Raw genomic sequence first — 17,422 nt, 5'->3', positions numbered from 1 at the left:
ACAAAAAGATGGGCACATCAGATCAGATTTGCCCTTAATTTTCTAGTTTTTTTTCACAAGTTTTTGTAATGGTTCTGCCAGCCAATCAGGGTTCTTGGGTGAGAAGTGCCCGACATAACGTTGCATGATCTGTTCGAGGTCCTGTTGATAATGACCTGTTGGGGTAAAAGCACCTAAACAGTAAATGGTTTTGTGATCATAATCAAAGGCAAACATCACAATTGGAATACCAGCAGCATGAGCGATATGGTAAAAACCGCTTTTCATTTTTTCGGCTTTTTTACGGGTTCCTTCAGGCGCCATGCCAATCCAGATTTTATCGTGCTGATGAATCGTGGCAACCACCTGTTCGGTAAGCCCGTGAGCACTATCACGATGAACAGGAATGAGTCCCGCCCAGTTTAGAAGTGGCTTCAAAGCTGGTTTAAATAAAGTATCTTTACCTAAAACCGTAATTTTTAAACCCAGACCACCTATCGCGAGAAAGCCATACCAGCCATCAATATTCGAGGTATGGGGAGAGATAATCGCAACCGCTTTGGGTAGATTGGGAATCTCACCGACAACCGTCCAGCCTTGGCCGAGAAAAAGTTTTTTACACAATGCACGACTATAAGCTGTACCACGTTGTGGAACTAGCGGAGGTAAATCTGGAAAATGCTGTGGCATAAATCACGATATGTAATGACAACTACAATTATGTTAAACATTCATGACCGTAGCTGCATTGGCAAAAAATAAGATTTTATTGCCTTAGCGATGAAAGGGTTGGATACTTGAGCGACCTTATCGTGCAGCCATGGAAAACTCGGAATGCCTAATCTTAGACAGATTTACATTTTATTGTTTTCTTTGTATTGGGCACAGGGTTTGCCTGTTGGTTTTATGACGCATGCATTGCCGGTAATTTTAAGGGCGCAGGGCGTGTCGCTGGCACATATTGGTGGCTTTGGTTTATTAATGTTGCCTTGGTCGATTAAGATCTTTTGGGCAGCCTATGTCGATCGTTTGGGTATCTCTCGATTTGGGCACTACCGTAGTTGGATTCTTCCAACTCAATTATCTAGCGTTATTATCCTCGTTATTTTATCTTTTTTCCCGATACAAACACTAGATCAACCCAGTTATCTGCTGGTTTTCTTTGCTTTGCTCCTAATCATGAATTTAACGGGAGCAACGCAAGACATTGCCACAGATGGTTTAGCTGTCAATTTACTTAAAAGTGATCAACAGCATTGGGGGAATACCTTTCAAGTGATTGGATCGCGTTTGGGCTTTATTGTCGGTGGGGGAGCTGTACTTTGGTGTTTGGATTGGCTGGATTGGCAAAAGACTTTTCTGGCTTTAGCCTGTTTGGCTTTTTTAAACACATTGCCTGTTTTATTTTATTCCGAGCCGCAACATAAAAGCAAAGACACACTCAATAAAGCACATGCTCAATCGTTTATACAGGCGGTCAAAAGCTATTTAGATTATTTCCAATCTTCTTCAGAATTAAAAGCATGGTTGCTGGTATTGATCAGTTTTAAAGTGGCGGATGGTTTAGCTGGACCTTTATTAAAACCTTTAATGGTGGATATGGGATTGAACTTCACCCAGATAGGGGTGTTTATTACCATGTTTGGGGCGATTGCGGCATTATTGGGAGCAGCTGTTGCAGGGCTACTGTTAAAATACTTCTCAAGAATACATTGTTTAATTGTGTTCTCATTTCTGAAAATTATAAGTTTGAGTGCCTATGCTGTTTTAGGCTATGCCTATGAATCACAGTTTCACATTGCGCCACTTTGGTTGTATGTGGTCAATGCGATTGAAGATGCCTGTTCAGCAATGCTGCTGGTGGTGATGTTGACATTGGTCATGCAATATAGCCGTAAACCTTTTGCAGGGACGGACTTTACCTTTCAGGTTTCAATTATGGCCACGGTGAGTGGTTTTCTCTATTTATTCAGTGGCGTGATTGGAGATTGGCTCGGTTATGCGGATTATCTAATGGTGATTTGCTTCATTTCAATCCTGTGTTTGAGCCCAATTTTTTATTGGAAAAATAAAGCAAGATAGTGGTCACTTTTTATTACAAATTTTGTATTTAAAAGATGTGCGTTGAAACAAAAAACTGGGGTACATGACTTAGCTTATATGGGAATAGAATGATTTTCGTCGGATTTTATTATTTTATGAATATAGAAAATTCTGTGAATAGAAATCATGTGATCTCACTATAATTAATTGATATAGATATTAAATTTTTAGTTGGAAATGCCGTAAATAGATCAATTCGAATGAGTAAGTGAGTGTATAAAAATTAAACTTTAGTCGAAATTGGAATAAATTAATAAGATTTTAATCGTTTTGTCATATAAAGTTAATGTGTAGGATTTGTTACAAATTTAACCAGGATGTAAACAATGAAAATCAAAATTGTAACAGCAGCAGTGCTCAGTCTGCTTGCAACAACCACATTTGCAGCACCGACATTTTATGGTGAAATTGATGCCAGTGTTGATTATTTACCAGAAAAAAATGCAACTAAATCAAACAAAGATGTTTGGGAAATCAGTTCAAACAGTTCATTCGTTGGGATTAAAGGCGATGAAAAACTGACTGAGCGTTTAAGTGCAGTCTATGCCATCGAATGGGCATTTAATGCCGATGGCGATGGCGACGACTGGAGCAAGCGTAACCGTTTTGTGGGTTTAAAAGATGTGCAATTGGGTACATTAAAAATTGGTGCACATGATACGCCATTAAAACAACTCTCAAGTACAGTCGACACATTCAACAACTATGTTGCCAACAAGGCCGATATTACAGGTATTTTCACAGGTGAGAACCGTGTGTCAAATGTGGTTGTCTATGAATCTCCAGCCGTGAAATTACTGGATGGTGCGTTTAAATTTAATGCATTACTTGCGACTGGTGAATCAAGTGGTATTAAGTCAGACAAAGGTGTTGTTAAAACTGCGGGTCGTGGTTTAGGTGATGCATGGTCAACATCGATCACTTATGAAAATCCATTAGTGGTAGCAGGGATCGGTTATGACAAAGCGATTCCAAGTAATTTCCTTGGTCGAGGCTTCTTAAATGCTGCTGAACCGGCAATTACGGGGGGGAGCCTTTTTGCTGCGGCGAATACAGTTCGTGCCATTGGTAAAGTGACACCGCTTGAAGGTTTAGCATTAAAAGCACTTTATCAAACTTCTGAAGTTGAAAAGGCCGAAGGTAATGCGGCAGGTTCTGAAAATATTGATGATGCACAAGGCTGGTTACTGGGGGCTGAATATAACATCCCTCAAGCGAAAAACTGGACCGTGAAAGGCCAATACAGCCAGAATGACACCAGCTTTAAAACCAACACTGCCGACTTTAAAGCAAAACAAATTATTGCTGGTGCGGACTATGCTTTTAACAAACAAGTGAAAACCTATGGTTATGCAGGTTATTTAACGCTTGAACAAGCAAGTAAAAAAGATAAACAACCTGTAGCGGGTCTAGGTTTAGAATTCAAGTTCTAATCTATTTGTCTTAGAAAGCGCCCTTTAAGCTTGCTTAAAGGGCGCTTTCTTTTTTGTGGAAGCGTTAATGAAATTACAAACTATTATTTTATAACAACAAAGTGACATTTAAGTTTAAGTAGTGGAAAAGTATCCTTAGAAAACAGGATGTTATTTTAATTATTAATAAAAACAACGATTGAGTTGAATGAATCTACGATTACTGATGATTTGGTTTAAGTCATTTTTAAGTTTTTATTCTTATCTTAAAAAAACGAAAAATTTACTTTTAGATTATGATGCCTTCTATGTCGCTACAAAAATTCAGATCTAGGTCTATTTCATTACTTAGTTTTAATCTATTGCTTGCGATTTGGTTAGGCTTATTCCTGAATGTTGCCTTTTATCAAAAGATGCAAGCGCTAACACCTTATACAGGGATGAAGGCAGGGCTTTTTGTGGCAGCTTCTGTGGGGGTGGTCATTGCATTATATAATTTTATTTTTCAAATTTTAAATTGGAAATGGACCGCAAAACCGATTGCAATTGCTTTGGTTTTTATCGGCGGCTTTGCGGCCTATGCGGTGAATACATTAGGCGTTTGGATTACTTCGGACCAAATTCAAAATCTAATGCAAACCAATTTGGCTGAAGCAAGAGATACTTGGTCTTGGCGTTTGCTTGTGTGGCTGCTGGGTATGATTGTTATCCCTTGCATTTTGATTTTCATTGTCAAACTCAAATCTGAACCTGTAACTAAACAAATCATCAAAAAAGTAATAACTTCTGTGATTTCTTTAGCGGTTGTTGGTGGTTTACTCTTTGTGTTTTATGTTGATTTTGCTGCAATCTTTCGAGAGAATCGCGATATAAAAGGCATGATTTCACCACAAAATATGATTGCCTCATCGGTGTCTTATTATAAAAAGAAAGCACCTAAAGAGAATTTACCTTTAGTGAGCTATGGTGAAGATGCGCAGCGAAATGCAGCAGTGAAAGGATTACCAAAACTAATGGTTTTGGTGGTCGGTGAAACAGCACGTGCAGAAAACTTTTCTTTAAATGGTTATGCCAAAGACACCAATCCTAAACTCGCCAAACAGGATATTTTAAATTTCTCTCAAGTCAGTTCGTGTGGTACGGCTACGGCGGTATCAGTTCCTTGCATGTTCTCAGGTATGCAGCGAGAGGATTATGATGAGCGGTTAGCGAGTCATCGTGAAGGATTACTTGATATTGCAAAGCGAGCGGGTTATCAAGTCACTTGGATTGATAATAATTCAGGCTGCAAAGGAACTTGTGATCGGGTGGGTGAGTTTAAAATTCCTGAGCCAATTCAACAAAAATGGTGTAAGAACGGTGAATGTCTCGATGATATCTTAATTGATAGTCTGAAGGCTTATCTTGAAACGATTCCGAAGGATGATACACGGCCACGGTTGGTGGTGTTACATCAAATGGGGAGTCACGGTCCAGCTTATTATGAGCGGATACCTGCGGAGTATCGAGTATTTAAACCTACCTGTGATACCAATGCGATCCAAGGCTGTACCCAAGAGGCTTTGATTAATAGTTATGACAATACTCTGCTTTATACTGATTATGTTTTAGATTCAGTGATTGAGACTTTAAAAAATACAACGCAATATCAAACTGGTTTGTGGTATTTATCTGATCATGGTGAGTCTACAGGTGAGAGTGGGATGTATTTGCATGGTGCGCCTTATGCGATTGCACCGACGCAACAAACCCATGTTCCAATGCTGATGTGGTTCTCGAATACATGGCAGCAACAAGCAGCCAAGCAAGTCAAATGTCTGGCACAACAAAGCAAAAATAAGCTGAGTCAGGATAATTTATTCCCAACCATGCTCAGTTTACTTGATATTAAAACCAACGTAATTAATGCTAAAGATGACATGTTAGCAACATGTACGAAACCATAAGGTGTAATGGAATCATGACCAAGATCTTGATGATAGAAGATGATTTTATGATTGCAGAGTCAACATTGACTTTATTGCGATACCATCAGTTTGAGGTGGAATGGGTTAACAATGGGGTTGATGGGCTAGCTTTGCTGACCAAACAGGCTTTTGATTTAGTACTTTTAGATTTGGGCTTGCCGTTAATGGATGGGATGCAAATCCTTAAACAGATTCGCCAACGTAGCGCTGTTCCAGTGTTGATTATTTCTGCACGAGATCAGCTACAAAATCGTGTCGATGGTCTCAACCAAGGCGCAGATGATTATCTGATCAAGCCATATGAGTTTGATGAGTTACTGGCGCGTATCCATGCTTTATTGCGTCGTGGCAGTAATGAGGCTGCACAACTAAAAAGTCAGTCACAATTGTTAAAAAGTGGTGAGCTGATCTTAGATGTAGAACAGCATTTAGCAACCTTTAAAGGGCAGCAGATTGAACTGTCCAATCGTGAATGGGCAATTTTAATTCCGATGGTTTCTCATCCCAATAAAATTTTCTCTAAAGCCAATTTAGAGGATAAGTTGTATGATTTTGACAGTGAAGTGACCAGTAATACCATTGAAGTCTATGTACACCATTTACGTGCCAAACTTGGCAAAGACTTTATTCGAACCATTCGTGGTCTAGGTTATCGTTTGGGGCAAGCTTAAATTTATGAAAACAACTCGGCATTATTCACTGAAGAAACGACTGATTTGGGGAACCTCCATTTTCAGTATTGTGCTGGGCTGTTTTTTGATTTTAGCCGCCTATAAAATTTCATTACATGAAGTCGATGAAATTTTAGATACCCAAATGCAGTATATGGCGGAGCGTTCAAGCTCTCATCCTGTAACGCCAATGGCAAGTCGAGTGGAACTGCATCGAACCTATCACGAAGAAGATTTATTGATTGATATCTGGGCCTATAAAGATCAAAGCCATTTATGGCATCAGACTCATCTTCTGGTTCCACCTGTGAAGCAAGCTGGTTTTTATACCCAAAACACACCGCAAGGAAAATGGCGTGTTTATGTGATTCCACTCAAAGATTATCAGATTCAGGTCAGTCAGCAAGAACAGGTTCGCCATGCGTTTGCATGGGAATTGGCTGGGAGTATGTTTGTTCCCTATATCCTACTGTTACCGATCGCAATTATTGTACTGGCATTTATTATTAGTTTAAGTTTAAAACCCTTGGATGATTTTAAAACCGAACTGACCCAGCGTGATTCAGATGGTCTGTCGCCGATAGATGTGAAAGATTATCCACAAGAACTGTTGCCCACCATCGAAGAAATGAATCGTCTATTTGAACGTATTCAACATGCTCAGACCGAGCAAAAGCAATTTATTGCCGATGCTGCACATGAACTCAGAACACCTGTGACTGCGCTGAATTTACAAACACGAATCTTGATCAGCCAGTTTCCTGAACATGAGGCTTTACAGAATCTGAGCAAAGGCTTGGCTCGTATTCAACATTTAGTCACCCAGCTTTTGGCCTTGGCAAAACAGGATGTTGCACTGAGTCTGATTGAACCCAACACAAACTTCAGATTGAATGATGTAGCGCTCAACTGTGTTGAACAGTTGGTCAATTTGGCTATGCAAAAGGAAATCGATTTAGGTTTTGAACGTAACGATCCAATCGAAATGCAGAGCCTTGAATCAACCGCACATTCGATTATTTTCAACTTGATTGATAATGCAATTAAATATACCCCAAATCAGGGCATTATTAATATTTCAGTGTATAGCGATGCGGATGATTTTGCCTATATTCAAATCGAAGACAGCGGTACAGGAATTGATCCTGAACAATACGACAAAGTTTTAAAACGTTTTTATCGTGTCCATCATCATTTAGAAGTGGGGAGTGGGCTTGGACTTTCGATTGTGGATAAAGCCACTCAACGTTTAGGTGGAATTTTGACTTTATCTCGAAGTATTGAATTAGGTGGTCTGAGTGTGTTGGTCAAATTACCGAAAAAACTTGCACATCATGACCGCTTTGAGTAAACACAGCACTTAATTGGGCTGTGTATTGCTTTCAGATTGCTGTTTTAGGTAGCGCAGGAAGAGCACACATTTCTGGATACGTTTGCCATCATTACCGACTTTGCTGACATTGAAGCGTAATACCCAATTTAAACGTTTACCAACCTTACAAATATCTTTATAGACTTGAGGTTCATCTAATAAAGCTTGATAGAGCAGTTGGCTGGCTGACTCAAGTCTTTCAAATTCAAAATGATAGGCTGTTGAGAAGATAAACAGTAACCAGTCCCGAACAAAACAATCATGCAAACTGAGCACATCTCGCGGATCTGTTTCAAAATCAATAAAAGTGAACTGATTTTGCTCATCGACTAAAATGTTGCGTGCAAAGGCTTCACTTAAATAACCTTCGTCTGCATGCAGTTGACGAATAGACTGAATGGCTTGATGAAATAAGTCGAATTGTGCTTCAGGATGGTGTTTTAAGCTGGCAATCTTCTGATCTAATTGACTCACAGGGCTTTGACGTTGTGAGCCGACATCTTCGAGTAAAATGCCTTTTTTTGAGAGTGCCAAAACATTTGGGGTTGAAATCCCCAAGGCTTTAAGTTGCTGGATGCGTTTGAATTCACATTGAATTGCAGCTGACCCGCCTTGATTGGGAACAGGGGTGATGGAGCCGAGGTTAAATATTTTTGCTAGCCATTTCAATGGAGTGTAAAGCCATAATCCATGGCGTTCAGATGCTTTTTTAAGCCATACTTTGCGTGAATCTAATTCATAAGATTGAATAGAGTCGGATTGAGTTGCTAAAGTGGTTTCCAAAAAAGATTGATAGTCAGACATACGGCAGCAAAAATAATCCTAATGTGAGCGTCAAACGTACTCGTTGTTTGAGTACGGGCGTTCACTTTACCACATCAATTGTCGGTAAAGGTATAGAATTACGATTTGCAACGGCTTGATGATATTTATAGGTCAGTGCATAACAGACCAAATTAATTGCGACACAAACCCAAGCCGTCCAAAGGTTATGACTAAGGAAGTGCGCACCACGCATCATCTGCGCCCAGCCCATGGCAAAGCCAATAATGATTCCTGTAATCAAATAAAACCAAGCTCGTTGTGTTTGATGCAAGCGATAGACGAAATAGCCTGTGATCAGAGCAAAGCCTGTGCTGGCATGTCCACCTGGGAAACAATGCCCAGCGGTTGCCGAGAAATCCCAGACAAAGCCCATCGTGGTTTCATGGGTCATGTACCAAGGGCAAGCATGATAGGAGTGGGCTTTGAGTAAGCCGACAATGCCAGTACATAACATACTCACCCAAAACATGTAGCCATATTGCCAACGTTGTGGTTTCAGCTTTTCGACTTTAAAAGAGGCGCACCATAAAAAGAAAAAAGCTACATAAACAACGGTTAATAGCTGCTTAACATAGGTGTGATTTAGCTTTTCAAGAAACCAATCATTTTTATAGGGAAAGCTGCCATGTAAGCTGACCCACGGTTGAATCAGTTGTAAATCAATGGTTCCACCTACAGGAAATACCCATAACAAAATGAAAAAGCTGATCAATAATAAAAAGCTCGTCAATGCAAAAAAAGGTGTTTTCAGAATCATGGAACTGGCTGTTAGGGCTGGATGATGTTCTGATTATTTAATGCGTAGAAGCTTAATTGGCTCTTAAATGAGCCTTAAAAAAGAGTAATGGGTACTCATTGAAAAATAAGATAGGTGATTTATTTTGCAGGGTTTTCAAAATAAAGCAGCCATTTTGCTGCTTTATTTCTACTGTAAACCAGAACTGATTAATGCAGGATTTTATTCAGGAATTGCTGTGCACGTTCTCCACGTGGTGCCCCAAAGAATTCATCTTTAGAACAGTCTTCTACAATTTTACCTTGGTCCATGAAAATAATCCGATTTGCCACCTGACGGGCAAAGCCCATTTCATGCGTCACACACATCATGGTCATGCCTTCCTTGGCCAGCCCCACCATGACATCAAGCACTTCATTGATCATTTCAGGATCAAGTGCAGAGGTTGGTTCATCAAACAGCATCGCAATCGGATCCATACTGAGCGCACGGGCAATTGCTACACGTTGTTGTTGCCCTCCAGACAGTTGTGCCGGAAATTTCTTGGCATGCGCGCTTAGCCCAACACGATCTAGATAGGCCAGTCCTTTTTTATTGGCTTCGGCTTCGGAACGCCCAAGGACCTTGATTTGTGCCAGAGTTAGGTTCTCGGTAATGCTTAAGTGCGGAAACAGTTCAAAGTGTTGGAACACCATTCCAACTCGGCTTCGTAATTTGGTCATATCGGTTTTGGGTTCATGCACAGGTACACCATCGACAAAGATTTTACCCTGCTGAAACAGTTCAAGCCCATTCACGGTTTTAATTAGTGTTGATTTTCCCGAGCCCGATGGGCCACAGACCACCACCACTTCGCCTTGACAGATTTGAGTACTGCAGTCGGTCAGTACTTGAAATTGTTCATACCATTTACTGACATTTTGGAGGTCTATCATTACGTTATTGTCACTCATACACTTAACCTCCTTTGTAAACGTTTCACTGCGAATGTCGCTAAAGCGCTGATGGTGAAGTACACCAGACCTGCAAATAAAATATATTGGGTGAGCAGAGACATCAAATCACCACGAACATAGTTTGTTCTAAAGAAATCAAGTAATCCAATGGCATAGACCATGGTGGAGTCTTGAAATAGGATGATAGTCTGCTGAAGTAGCAACGGGGTCATTTTCCTGAATGCCTGTGGCAAAATAATCAGCCGCATCGACTGGCTATAGCTCATTCCGAGAGCATAAGCCGCAGCAGATTGACCTTTGGGAATAGATTGAATCCCAGCACGCACAATTTCAGAAAAATAAGCAGCTTCAAATAACATGAAGGCCACGATACTTGAAACTAAAGCTGTATCAATGGTCAGATATTGACCTGTGATGGCGGTATAAAAAAATGGCACAGCAAAATAGAACCACATCAAGACTAATAACAGCGGAATGGAACGGAACAGATCCACATAAGCTTGTGCAATCCAATTGAAAATTTTGATTGAAGACAAGCGCATCATTGCCAGTACAGTACCAATCGCAATACCGCCAATGGTTGCAATCACCACGACTTTTAAAGTAATGCTGAATCCATACCAGAGTGCAGGCCCGGACTGTTGTAAGTCACTGAAAAAAGAAGTTAACCATTCCATATTACTTGCCTCCTGAGATTAAACCAGGAATACGTAGACGTTTTTCCAACAGGTTCATGCTAAAAATGAGGCAGATGTTGATCACGATAAAAATCAGCGTGACATAGGTATAAATCTCAATGGTGTTTTGGGTATATTCGCTAATGGTTTTCATCTGCGAAATAATTTCTGCGACCCCAACCAATGAGGCGACCGAGGTGTTTTTGACACAGTTAGTCAGTTCTGAGCTTAGTGGCGGTAAAATGGTACGAAAGGACTGCGGTAGAATCACATAACGATAGAGTTGTGTTGTGGTAAATCCCATGGCATAGCCAGCATTGATTTGTCCTTTGGGTAAAGCTTCAATCCCTGTTCGCACCTGTTCACAAACACGTGCTGCGGTGAATAGACCCAGTCCGACACTGGCGGAAATCAGAGCGGTGGTATTGGCGCCAAGATCATTCATCCACCAGCTTTTAATTGGTGCGGGCAGAAAGTTGGGAACCACATAAAACCAAATAAATAATTGAACCAGTAAAGGTACATTTCTAAATAAGGTGACATAGGCAGTGCCGATGGCTCTGGCGGTTTTATTGGGGAGCGTGCGCATAATACCAAGCGTGCTACCAAGCAGCAGGGCAATACTCCATGCGACCACAGCAATCACAAGCAGCCAACCTAGACCTGTGATGATCCAGTTCAGGTAGGTGGTGTCTCCGATCCCTGTCGATTGCCACAGAACTCCCCAGTTCCAGCTATAATTCATAACGACTCCTGAGCAGAATCAGGACAACATTTGCTGTTGCCCCATTCCAGCATACTATTCTTGCTATAAGGGGAGCGAATTACTGATCGCGATCATGTGGATTGCTGATTAAGGCTTTGAGCTGATCCGACATGGCAAAGTTCAAATTAATATTTTTCGGTGGAATCGGTTGCTGGAACCATTTTTCATACATCTTGTTGATTTCACCAGATGCATAGGTTGCCTTAATGGCATCATCGACCACTTGTTTAAAGCCTGTATCGCCTTTACGCAGCATACAGCCATAAATTTCATGGATGGGTGCGGTCCCGACAATATCCCACTGATTTGGATCTTTGGCTTTGGATTTTTCCCCTGCGAGTAGGATATCGTCCATCATAAACGCGACAGCCCGACCATTTTGTAGCATCAAGAAGGATTCGGCATGGTCTTTGGCGGAAATGATTTCGCCAATACCAAGTTCTTGTTGATGTTGACGGATATAGCGCTCCGAGGTGGTGCCTGCTGTGGTCACCAGTTTTTTACCTTTTAAATCGGCAAAGTCTTTGATGCCCGAATTTTTTGCAGTCAGCAATCGAGAACCCACTTCAAAGAAACCGACAGAGAAATCGACTTGCTGCTGGCGTTCTTTATTATTGGTGGTTGAGCCACATTCCAGATCTACCGTGCCATTCGAGACCAGTGGAATACGGTTCTGACTGGTGACCAAGTTATAGCGGATCTTCAGGTCTGGCATATTCAGCTTCTGCTTCACTGCCTCAACAACTTTAAGTTGCAGATCATGTGCATAACCAACAGGTTGGTTTGGGGTAGAGGCAATATAGGAAAAGGGAATCGATGAATCGCGATAACCCAGCACAATCGTGCCAGAACTTTTGATTTTGTTTAATGTTCCCGAAGTGGAGGCACCCGCTTCAGTCGCTTTGTCTCCAGCAGCCGGCGCTTTGTTGTCACTACAAGCACTGAGTCCGAATATCATTGTGCCTGCACAAAGCAGAGAGGTCATGGTGCGTTTATAAATCATCTACAAAACTCCTTTTGTATCGTTATGATCGCATGCGTCATTGTTGCGGTTTAACCGTTCATTTTTATGAAAAATAATGTGTTCTTTTTGATGTATTAAAAAACATTATTTTTCATCTTAATGGAGTTCAATGCACATGCTCAAGCGATATTCTTTACGGTTTTGTTAATCGTAATGGTGGATGAATGGTGTAATTTAAACATTGTAAATTACAGTAAAAATTGCAAGAAATATAAAGCATGATATGTGCCATGACTGTGATTTGGATTTTAGATAGCATGCACAGCATTTATCTTGCGTGGCATATTTCAAGGACTTGCCATACTCAATCCATAGGCCGTTTCTGCTGACAATAGAGCTTGGAATAGGAAAGATTGAATCACTTATATTGTTTGATTACACATAAAAAAAAGCGGCATTGATCGCCGCTTTTATGCATTCACAAGCTTAGAACATGGACTCTTCCGAGTTGGCTGAAATCTTATGAATGGAAAGGTCTGCACCACGATATTCATCTTCTTGTGACAGACGAATCCCCATCGTAGCTTTTAATAGGCCATAGACAATAAAACCACCAAGCAAGGCAATGATAATGCCGAGGCCTGTGCCAATGATTTGCGAGATGATGGAAACACCACCGAGCCCCCCCAAAGCTTGTTGACCAAAGATGCCTGCTGCAATACCTCCCAATGCCCCGCAAACACCGTGTAAAGGCCATACCCCAAGCACATCATCGACTTTCAGTTTATTTTGAGTATAGGTGAACAGGTAAACAAACAGTGCGCCAGCCGTACCACCAATGATTAATGCACCAATTGGGTGCACAATATCTGAACCTGCACAGATTGCGACCAAGCCAGCCAATGGACCATTGTGTAAGAAACCTGGGTCATTTCGGCCCATGAAGTTGGCTGCCAAAGTACCCCCAACCATCGCCATCAGTGAGTTAATTGCCACCAGACCTGAAATCGCTTCAACCCGTTGTGCACTCATCACGTTAAAGCCAAACCAGCCCACGATTAGAATCCATGAACCTAAAGCAAGGAATGGAATAGATGAGGGTGGATGGGCACTGACACGACCATCATTTTTATAACGACCATGACGAGCACCCAGTAAAATCACAGCAGCAAGGGCAATCCAACCGCCCATGGCATGAACGACAACAGAACCTGCAAAGTCATGGAAGCTTGCACCAAAAGAGTTCTCTAACCATTTTTGCAGACCATAGTTACTATTCCAGATCATGCCTTCAAACAATGGGTAGATCAGGGCAACCAAGATCAGTGTGGCAATGGCTTGCGCACGCATTTTGGCACGTTCGGCGATACCGCCCGAGATAATCGCGGGAATCGCCGCAGCAAAGGTCAGTAAGAAGAAACAACGCATCAGGTTATAACCATGATCGGCTGCTAAGGTACTGCCTGCATGGAAAAAGTTTTGACCATATGCAATCCAATAGCCTACAAAGAAATAGGCAATCGCTGAAATGGCAAAATCGGTGAGGATTTTACTCAATGCATTGACTTGGTTTTTATGGCGCACGGTGCCCAATTCCAAGAACGCAAAGCCAGCGTGCATTGCCAATACCAGTACTGCCCCGAGCAGTAAGAAAAATAGATCTACGTTTTGCATAGTGGTGCTCAAAAAAAGTGCTAAATTTTATTTTGATGCAAATATTTGATTCGTTTTCTGCACCAAAATGGATTTAGTAAATCTAGAAACTCAAGCTGTATTGCAACAACTTAATTTGATGAAATATCTAAAGCAAAAAACGCACCAATTTAGAAGTTAAATTGTAATTTTGGTGAAAAGTGGTGCAATTTGCTTAAAAATAGCACGGTTTTGGACATTACTAAATAAAGCGAACCAGGTGAACGCGCATGAAGATCGGTCGATGATCTTTACTGTGCTAAGCAACAGGGATCACCACTTTTCATCTTCAAGAGTTTCAAGATAAAAAGTGGCGCTGACGGAACTGTGTAGTTACATAACTGGTGGGCTATATGTAAGAGTGCGTCCTAAAATCCAGAGTAAGAACAACACTAAAGGCAGATGGAACACCAATTGAGTCACAGTAAAACCGATCACGTCTTTGGCTTTGAGTTTTAAAATCCCGAGCATTGGCAGCATAAAGAAGGGATTGATCAGATTTGGTAAGGCTTCTGCCGCATTATAAATCTGCACCGACCAGCCTAAATGCACTTGTAAATCATTGGCTGCTTGCATCACATAAGGCGCTTCAATAATCCATTTACCACCGCCAGAAGGAACAAAGAAACCCAGTACTGCAGAGTAGATGCCCATCACAATTGCAAAGGTTTCTTTCGAGGCAATCGAAACAAAGAATTCAGCAATATAATGCGACAGCGATAAATCCTGACTATTCAGCGCTTGGGTCATAATAAAGGCGATACTGCCGTAGAGCGGGAACTGAATCAGAATCCCCGACACCGCAGGCACTGCCTGACTCACTGCATTGAGGAAGTTTCGCGGAGTACGGTGTAGTGCAAGCCCCAGCATCAAGAACACAAAGTTATAGGTATTGAGGCTAGAAATGGCGATGATGGGATTAGTTTTAGAAAACTCGATGAACATCCAGATCAAGCCTAATGCCACCACGATAATGGTCAATAAGGGTGAGTTTTCCAACCAGTCGCCCGGTCGGGTTGATTTAACTTCAGTTTTTTCTTCTTCATCAAAACTCAGCTCAAAATCCTGCATGGTTTTGACGTTGTCACCTTTCGGCGCAGACCAATAGGCAATCGCAATTGAGACAATCACCAAGATCAAGGTCATCAGCATGGATTGCCATAGGAAGATGGTTTCGGTAAATGGAATCACACCCGTGAGGTTATAGATGGATTCCGGCAAACTGGCTTTATTGGCCTGTAATTGTGCCGCAGACGAACTGATGCCTAGTGCCCAGGTTGCGCCCATACCAATAATTGCAGCGGCGGCAGCAGCACGGTAGTCCATCTGTAGCTCTTTACGCTTGGCTAGCGCAATCACCAATAATGCGGTCAAAATGGTACTGACTGCCCAATTGACCAATGAAATCAATAAACTAACTGTAGCGACCAAGACAATGGCACTGCGTCCAGAGTGTGGAATCCGTGCCATTTTCTGAATCAGTTTTTTCACAGGAGCAGAAACAGAAACCACATAACCGACAATAATCAGCATGGTCATTTGTAAGGTGAAGGGGATTAAACTCCAGAAACCATTCCCGAAGGAGCTTGCGACATCTTGTACCGATGCACCAATCCCGATGGCAGCAAAGGAAACGATAATTACACCGAGCAGGGCAAAAATGTAGGAGTCTGGAAACCATTTTTCCGACCAGTTACTAATCCGCAGGGCAAACCGTTCTAACAAGGCAGGTTGTTTATTCATCTTGAGCATCCATTTTTAATTTTGTTGTATCTGATTCATTTGTCCTAAATGAATTTTTGCTGTTATGAAAACAGCGAAAAGTGATGCCATCACAGCATCACTTCAACGAGAAAAATAAAAGCGTGTGTAGAATTAAGCTTGGGCTTCAATCAACAGCTCAACACCTGTAGCCGCTTGAATTTGTTGTTCAGTCACATCAGGTGCTAACTCCACCAGTTTGATGCCTTCAGCAACAACATCCAAAACACCTAAATCGCTAATAATGCGATGTACGACTTTTTGACCTGTCAGTGGTAAGCTGCATTGTTTAACAATTTTAGCGGTACCGTCTTTGGCATTGTGTTCCATCAACACCACCACACGCTGTACGCCTGCGACCAAGTCCATTGCGCCGCCCATGCCTTTGACCTTCTTGCCTGGAATCATCCAGTTGGCCAAGTCACCTTGCTCAGAGACTTCCATGGCACCCAAAATGGCAATGTTGACATGCCCGCCACGAATCATGGCAAAGGATTCACTGCTTGAGAAAAAGGCTGCACCTGCACGCGCGGTAACGGTCTGTTTGCCTGCATTGATTAAATCGGGATCAAGTTGCTGTTCTGTAGGAAACTCGCCAATGCCGAGCAGACCATTTTCCGATTGTAGCCACACATCCATATCCTCTGGAATGTAATTGGCAACCAATGTCGGCAGGCCAATTCCCAGATTGACGTAGAAACCATCTTGTAATTCTTGTGCGGCACGTTGTGCCATTTGTTCACGTGTCCATGCCATGATTATGCGTCCTGTGCTTTGAGGGTTTTTTGTTCGATCCGTTTTTCTGGCGTGGCATTCAGCACCACACGATTGACGTAAATCCCTGCTAAATGGATTTCATCTGGATCCAGTTCGCCAATTTCTACAATCTGTTCAACTTCGGCAATGGTGATTTTTCCAGCCATTGCACATTCAGGGTTAAAGTTTTGCGCGGTTTTACGGAATACCAGATTGCCGGCTTTATCCGCTTTATAGGCTTTGACCAAGGCCACATCCGCAGTGAGAGATGGTTCTAGAATATAGGTACGACCATTAAATTCGCGTTGTTCCTTACCTTCAGCCACCAAGGTACCTGCACCTGTTGCGGTATAAAAAGCAGGAATGCCTGCACCGCCCGCGCGTAGTTTTTCAGCTAATGTGCCTTGTGGGGTGAGTTCAACTTCGAGTTCGCCATTCAAATATTGGCGTTCAAATTCTTTATTTTCGCCCACATAAGAGGAGATCATTTTTTTAATTTGTCGGGTCTTGAGTAAAACACCCAAGCCAAAATCATCAATACCTGCATTATTAGAGATACAAGTCAGGCCTGTGACACCTGTTTCTTTCAGCGCCTGAATTAAGGCTTCAGGAATACCGCATAAGCCAAAACCGCCAACCGCAAAAGTCTGCTGATCTTGCACCACATCTTGCAGTGCCAATGCTGCGCTTGAATAGACTTTATTCATTTTTTTCACCTGTAAATTCCTTGGTTTCTAATAGTTTTAGCATTCAGGGATTATTTACAGAAGTTTAAATTTTTAAAG

At 41.8% G+C, this 17,422-nt stretch carries 16 protein-coding genes; 5 read left to right on the top strand and 11 right to left on the bottom strand.

What is annotated here, in order from left to right; translation table 11 throughout:
• Positions 1-42 precede the first annotated feature (42 nt).
• Positions 43-669, bottom strand: a complete 627-nt coding sequence (locus V6E90_RS13715) for a lysophospholipid acyltransferase family protein (RefSeq protein ID WP_023271546.1) — start codon at positions 667-669, stop codon at positions 43-45.
• 144 nt (positions 670-813) lie between these two features.
• On the opposite strand from V6E90_RS13715, the gene V6E90_RS13710 reads away from it, so the two are divergent.
• The 5 genes from V6E90_RS13710 to V6E90_RS13690 all read left to right on the top strand — a co-directional run bounded on the left by V6E90_RS13710 (position 814) and on the right by V6E90_RS13690 (position 7,483).
• The gene (locus tag V6E90_RS13710; protein ID WP_332605645.1) at positions 814-2,061 is read left to right on the top strand and encodes an MFS transporter; all 1,248 of its coding nucleotides are present in this window, start codon (positions 814-816) and stop codon (positions 2,059-2,061) included.
• A 347-nt stretch (positions 2,062-2,408) separates the two neighbouring features.
• A complete protein-coding gene (locus tag V6E90_RS13705; RefSeq protein WP_332605643.1) occupies positions 2,409-3,515 on the top strand; it encodes a porin in 1,107 nt (368 codons plus the stop codon).
• A gap of 287 nt (positions 3,516-3,802) precedes the next feature.
• Positions 3,803-5,440, top strand: coding sequence for a phosphoethanolamine transferase (locus V6E90_RS13700; RefSeq protein ID WP_332605641.1), 1,638 nt, complete (start codon positions 3,803-3,805; stop codon positions 5,438-5,440).
• Positions 5,441-5,454: 14 nt separating this feature from the next.
• Positions 5,455-6,132 carry a response regulator transcription factor gene (locus V6E90_RS13695; protein WP_065343750.1) on the top strand — a complete coding sequence of 226 codons (678 nt, stop codon included), beginning with the start codon at positions 5,455-5,457 and terminating at the stop codon, positions 6,130-6,132.
• Positions 6,133-6,136: 4 nt separating this feature from the next.
• Positions 6,137-7,483 (top strand): ATP-binding protein, encoded by a 1,347-nt coding sequence (locus tag V6E90_RS13690; protein WP_332605640.1) that lies wholly within the window; start codon positions 6,137-6,139, stop codon positions 7,481-7,483.
• A gap of 9 nt (positions 7,484-7,492) precedes the next feature.
• Here V6E90_RS13690 and V6E90_RS13685 read toward each other — a convergent pair whose 3' ends face one another.
• The 10 genes from V6E90_RS13685 to V6E90_RS13640 form a co-directional block, all read right to left on the bottom strand.
• Positions 7,493-8,308, bottom strand: coding sequence for a lipopolysaccharide kinase InaA family protein (locus V6E90_RS13685; RefSeq protein ID WP_016541388.1), 816 nt, complete (start codon positions 8,306-8,308; stop codon positions 7,493-7,495).
• 61 nt (positions 8,309-8,369) lie between these two features.
• Positions 8,370-9,086 carry a phosphatase PAP2 family protein gene (locus V6E90_RS13680; protein ID WP_332605638.1) on the bottom strand — a complete coding sequence of 239 codons (717 nt, stop codon included), beginning with the start codon at positions 9,084-9,086 and terminating at the stop codon, positions 8,370-8,372.
• Positions 9,087-9,274: 188 nt separating this feature from the next.
• Positions 9,275-10,018, bottom strand: a complete 744-nt coding sequence (locus V6E90_RS13675; RefSeq protein ID WP_442881261.1) for an amino acid ABC transporter ATP-binding protein — start codon at positions 10,016-10,018, stop codon at positions 9,275-9,277.
• Positions 10,015-10,698: an ABC transporter permease subunit gene (locus tag V6E90_RS13670; protein ID WP_016541385.1), complete on the bottom strand. Its 684-nt coding sequence runs from the start codon at positions 10,696-10,698 to the stop codon at positions 10,015-10,017. Before V6E90_RS13670 ends, V6E90_RS13675 begins: the two co-directional genes overlap by 4 nt.
• A 1-nt stretch (position 10,699) precedes the next feature.
• Complete coding sequence (locus V6E90_RS13665; RefSeq protein ID WP_262756727.1) at positions 10,700-11,443, bottom strand: amino acid ABC transporter permease; 744 nt, start codon at positions 11,441-11,443, stop codon at positions 10,700-10,702.
• A 79-nt stretch (positions 11,444-11,522) separates the two neighbouring features.
• Complete coding sequence (locus V6E90_RS13660) at positions 11,523-12,467, bottom strand: transporter substrate-binding domain-containing protein (RefSeq protein WP_016541383.1); 945 nt, start codon at positions 12,465-12,467, stop codon at positions 11,523-11,525.
• Positions 12,468-12,914: 447 nt separating this feature from the next.
• A complete protein-coding gene (locus V6E90_RS13655) occupies positions 12,915-14,102 on the bottom strand; it encodes an ammonium transporter (RefSeq protein ID WP_332605637.1) in 1,188 nt (395 codons plus the stop codon).
• Positions 14,103-14,453: 351 nt separating this feature from the next.
• A complete protein-coding gene (locus V6E90_RS13650; RefSeq protein ID WP_023271555.1) occupies positions 14,454-15,863 on the bottom strand; it encodes a short-chain fatty acid transporter in 1,410 nt (469 codons plus the stop codon).
• A 132-nt stretch (positions 15,864-15,995) separates the two neighbouring features.
• On the bottom strand, positions 15,996-16,637 hold the full coding sequence (locus V6E90_RS13645) for a CoA transferase subunit B (RefSeq protein WP_016651056.1): 642 nt from the start codon (positions 16,635-16,637) through the stop codon (positions 15,996-15,998).
• A 2-nt stretch (positions 16,638-16,639) separates the two neighbouring features.
• On the bottom strand, positions 16,640-17,344 hold the full coding sequence (locus tag V6E90_RS13640) for a CoA transferase subunit A (RefSeq protein ID WP_005243873.1): 705 nt from the start codon (positions 17,342-17,344) through the stop codon (positions 16,640-16,642).
• Positions 17,345-17,422: the final 78 nt, after the last annotated feature.

It is taken from the genome of Acinetobacter sp. ESBL14 (assembly GCF_036668815.1).
In the GTDB taxonomy this organism is placed as follows: Bacteria; Pseudomonadota; Gammaproteobacteria; order Pseudomonadales; family Moraxellaceae; genus Acinetobacter; species Acinetobacter gyllenbergii.
This window is presented reverse-complemented; position numbering and strand designations above follow the sequence as displayed.

Bases quoted from the DNA above. Each gene is read 5' to 3' on its own strand.
- V6E90_RS13695 (WP_065343750.1), top strand. From the start codon at position 5,455: ATGACCAAGATCTTGATGATAGAAGATGATTTTATGATTGCAGAGTCA.
- V6E90_RS13690 (WP_332605640.1), top strand. From the start codon at position 6,137: ATGAAAACAACTCGGCATTATTCACTGAAGAAACGACTGATTTGGGGA.
- V6E90_RS13675 (WP_442881261.1), bottom strand. From the start codon at position 10,018: ATGAGTGACAATAACGTAATGATAGACCTCCAAAATGTCAGTAAATGG.
- V6E90_RS13655 (WP_332605637.1), bottom strand. From the start codon at position 14,102: ATGCAAAACGTAGATCTATTTTTCTTACTGCTCGGGGCAGTACTGGTA.
- V6E90_RS13645 (WP_016651056.1), bottom strand. From the start codon at position 16,637: ATGGCATGGACACGTGAACAAATGGCACAACGTGCCGCACAAGAATTA.
- V6E90_RS13685 (WP_016541388.1), bottom strand. From the start codon at position 8,308: ATGTCTGACTATCAATCTTTTTTGGAAACCACTTTAGCAACTCAATCC.
- V6E90_RS13670 (WP_016541385.1), bottom strand. From the start codon at position 10,698: ATGGAATGGTTAACTTCTTTTTTCAGTGACTTACAACAGTCCGGGCCT.
- V6E90_RS13650 (WP_023271555.1), bottom strand. From the start codon at position 15,863: ATGAATAAACAACCTGCCTTGTTAGAACGGTTTGCCCTGCGGATTAGT.
- V6E90_RS13660 (WP_016541383.1), bottom strand. From the start codon at position 12,467: ATGATTTATAAACGCACCATGACCTCTCTGCTTTGTGCAGGCACAATG.
- V6E90_RS13705 (WP_332605643.1), top strand. From the start codon at position 2,409: ATGAAAATCAAAATTGTAACAGCAGCAGTGCTCAGTCTGCTTGCAACA.
- V6E90_RS13710 (WP_332605645.1), top strand. From the start codon at position 814: ATGCCTAATCTTAGACAGATTTACATTTTATTGTTTTCTTTGTATTGG.
- V6E90_RS13715 (WP_023271546.1), bottom strand. From the start codon at position 669: ATGCCACAGCATTTTCCAGATTTACCTCCGCTAGTTCCACAACGTGGT.
- V6E90_RS13640 (WP_005243873.1), bottom strand. From the start codon at position 17,344: ATGAATAAAGTCTATTCAAGCGCAGCATTGGCACTGCAAGATGTGGTG.
- V6E90_RS13665 (WP_262756727.1), bottom strand. From the start codon at position 11,443: ATGAATTATAGCTGGAACTGGGGAGTTCTGTGGCAATCGACAGGGATC.
- V6E90_RS13680 (WP_332605638.1), bottom strand. From the start codon at position 9,086: ATGATTCTGAAAACACCTTTTTTTGCATTGACGAGCTTTTTATTATTG.
- V6E90_RS13700 (WP_332605641.1), top strand. From the start codon at position 3,803: ATGTCGCTACAAAAATTCAGATCTAGGTCTATTTCATTACTTAGTTTT.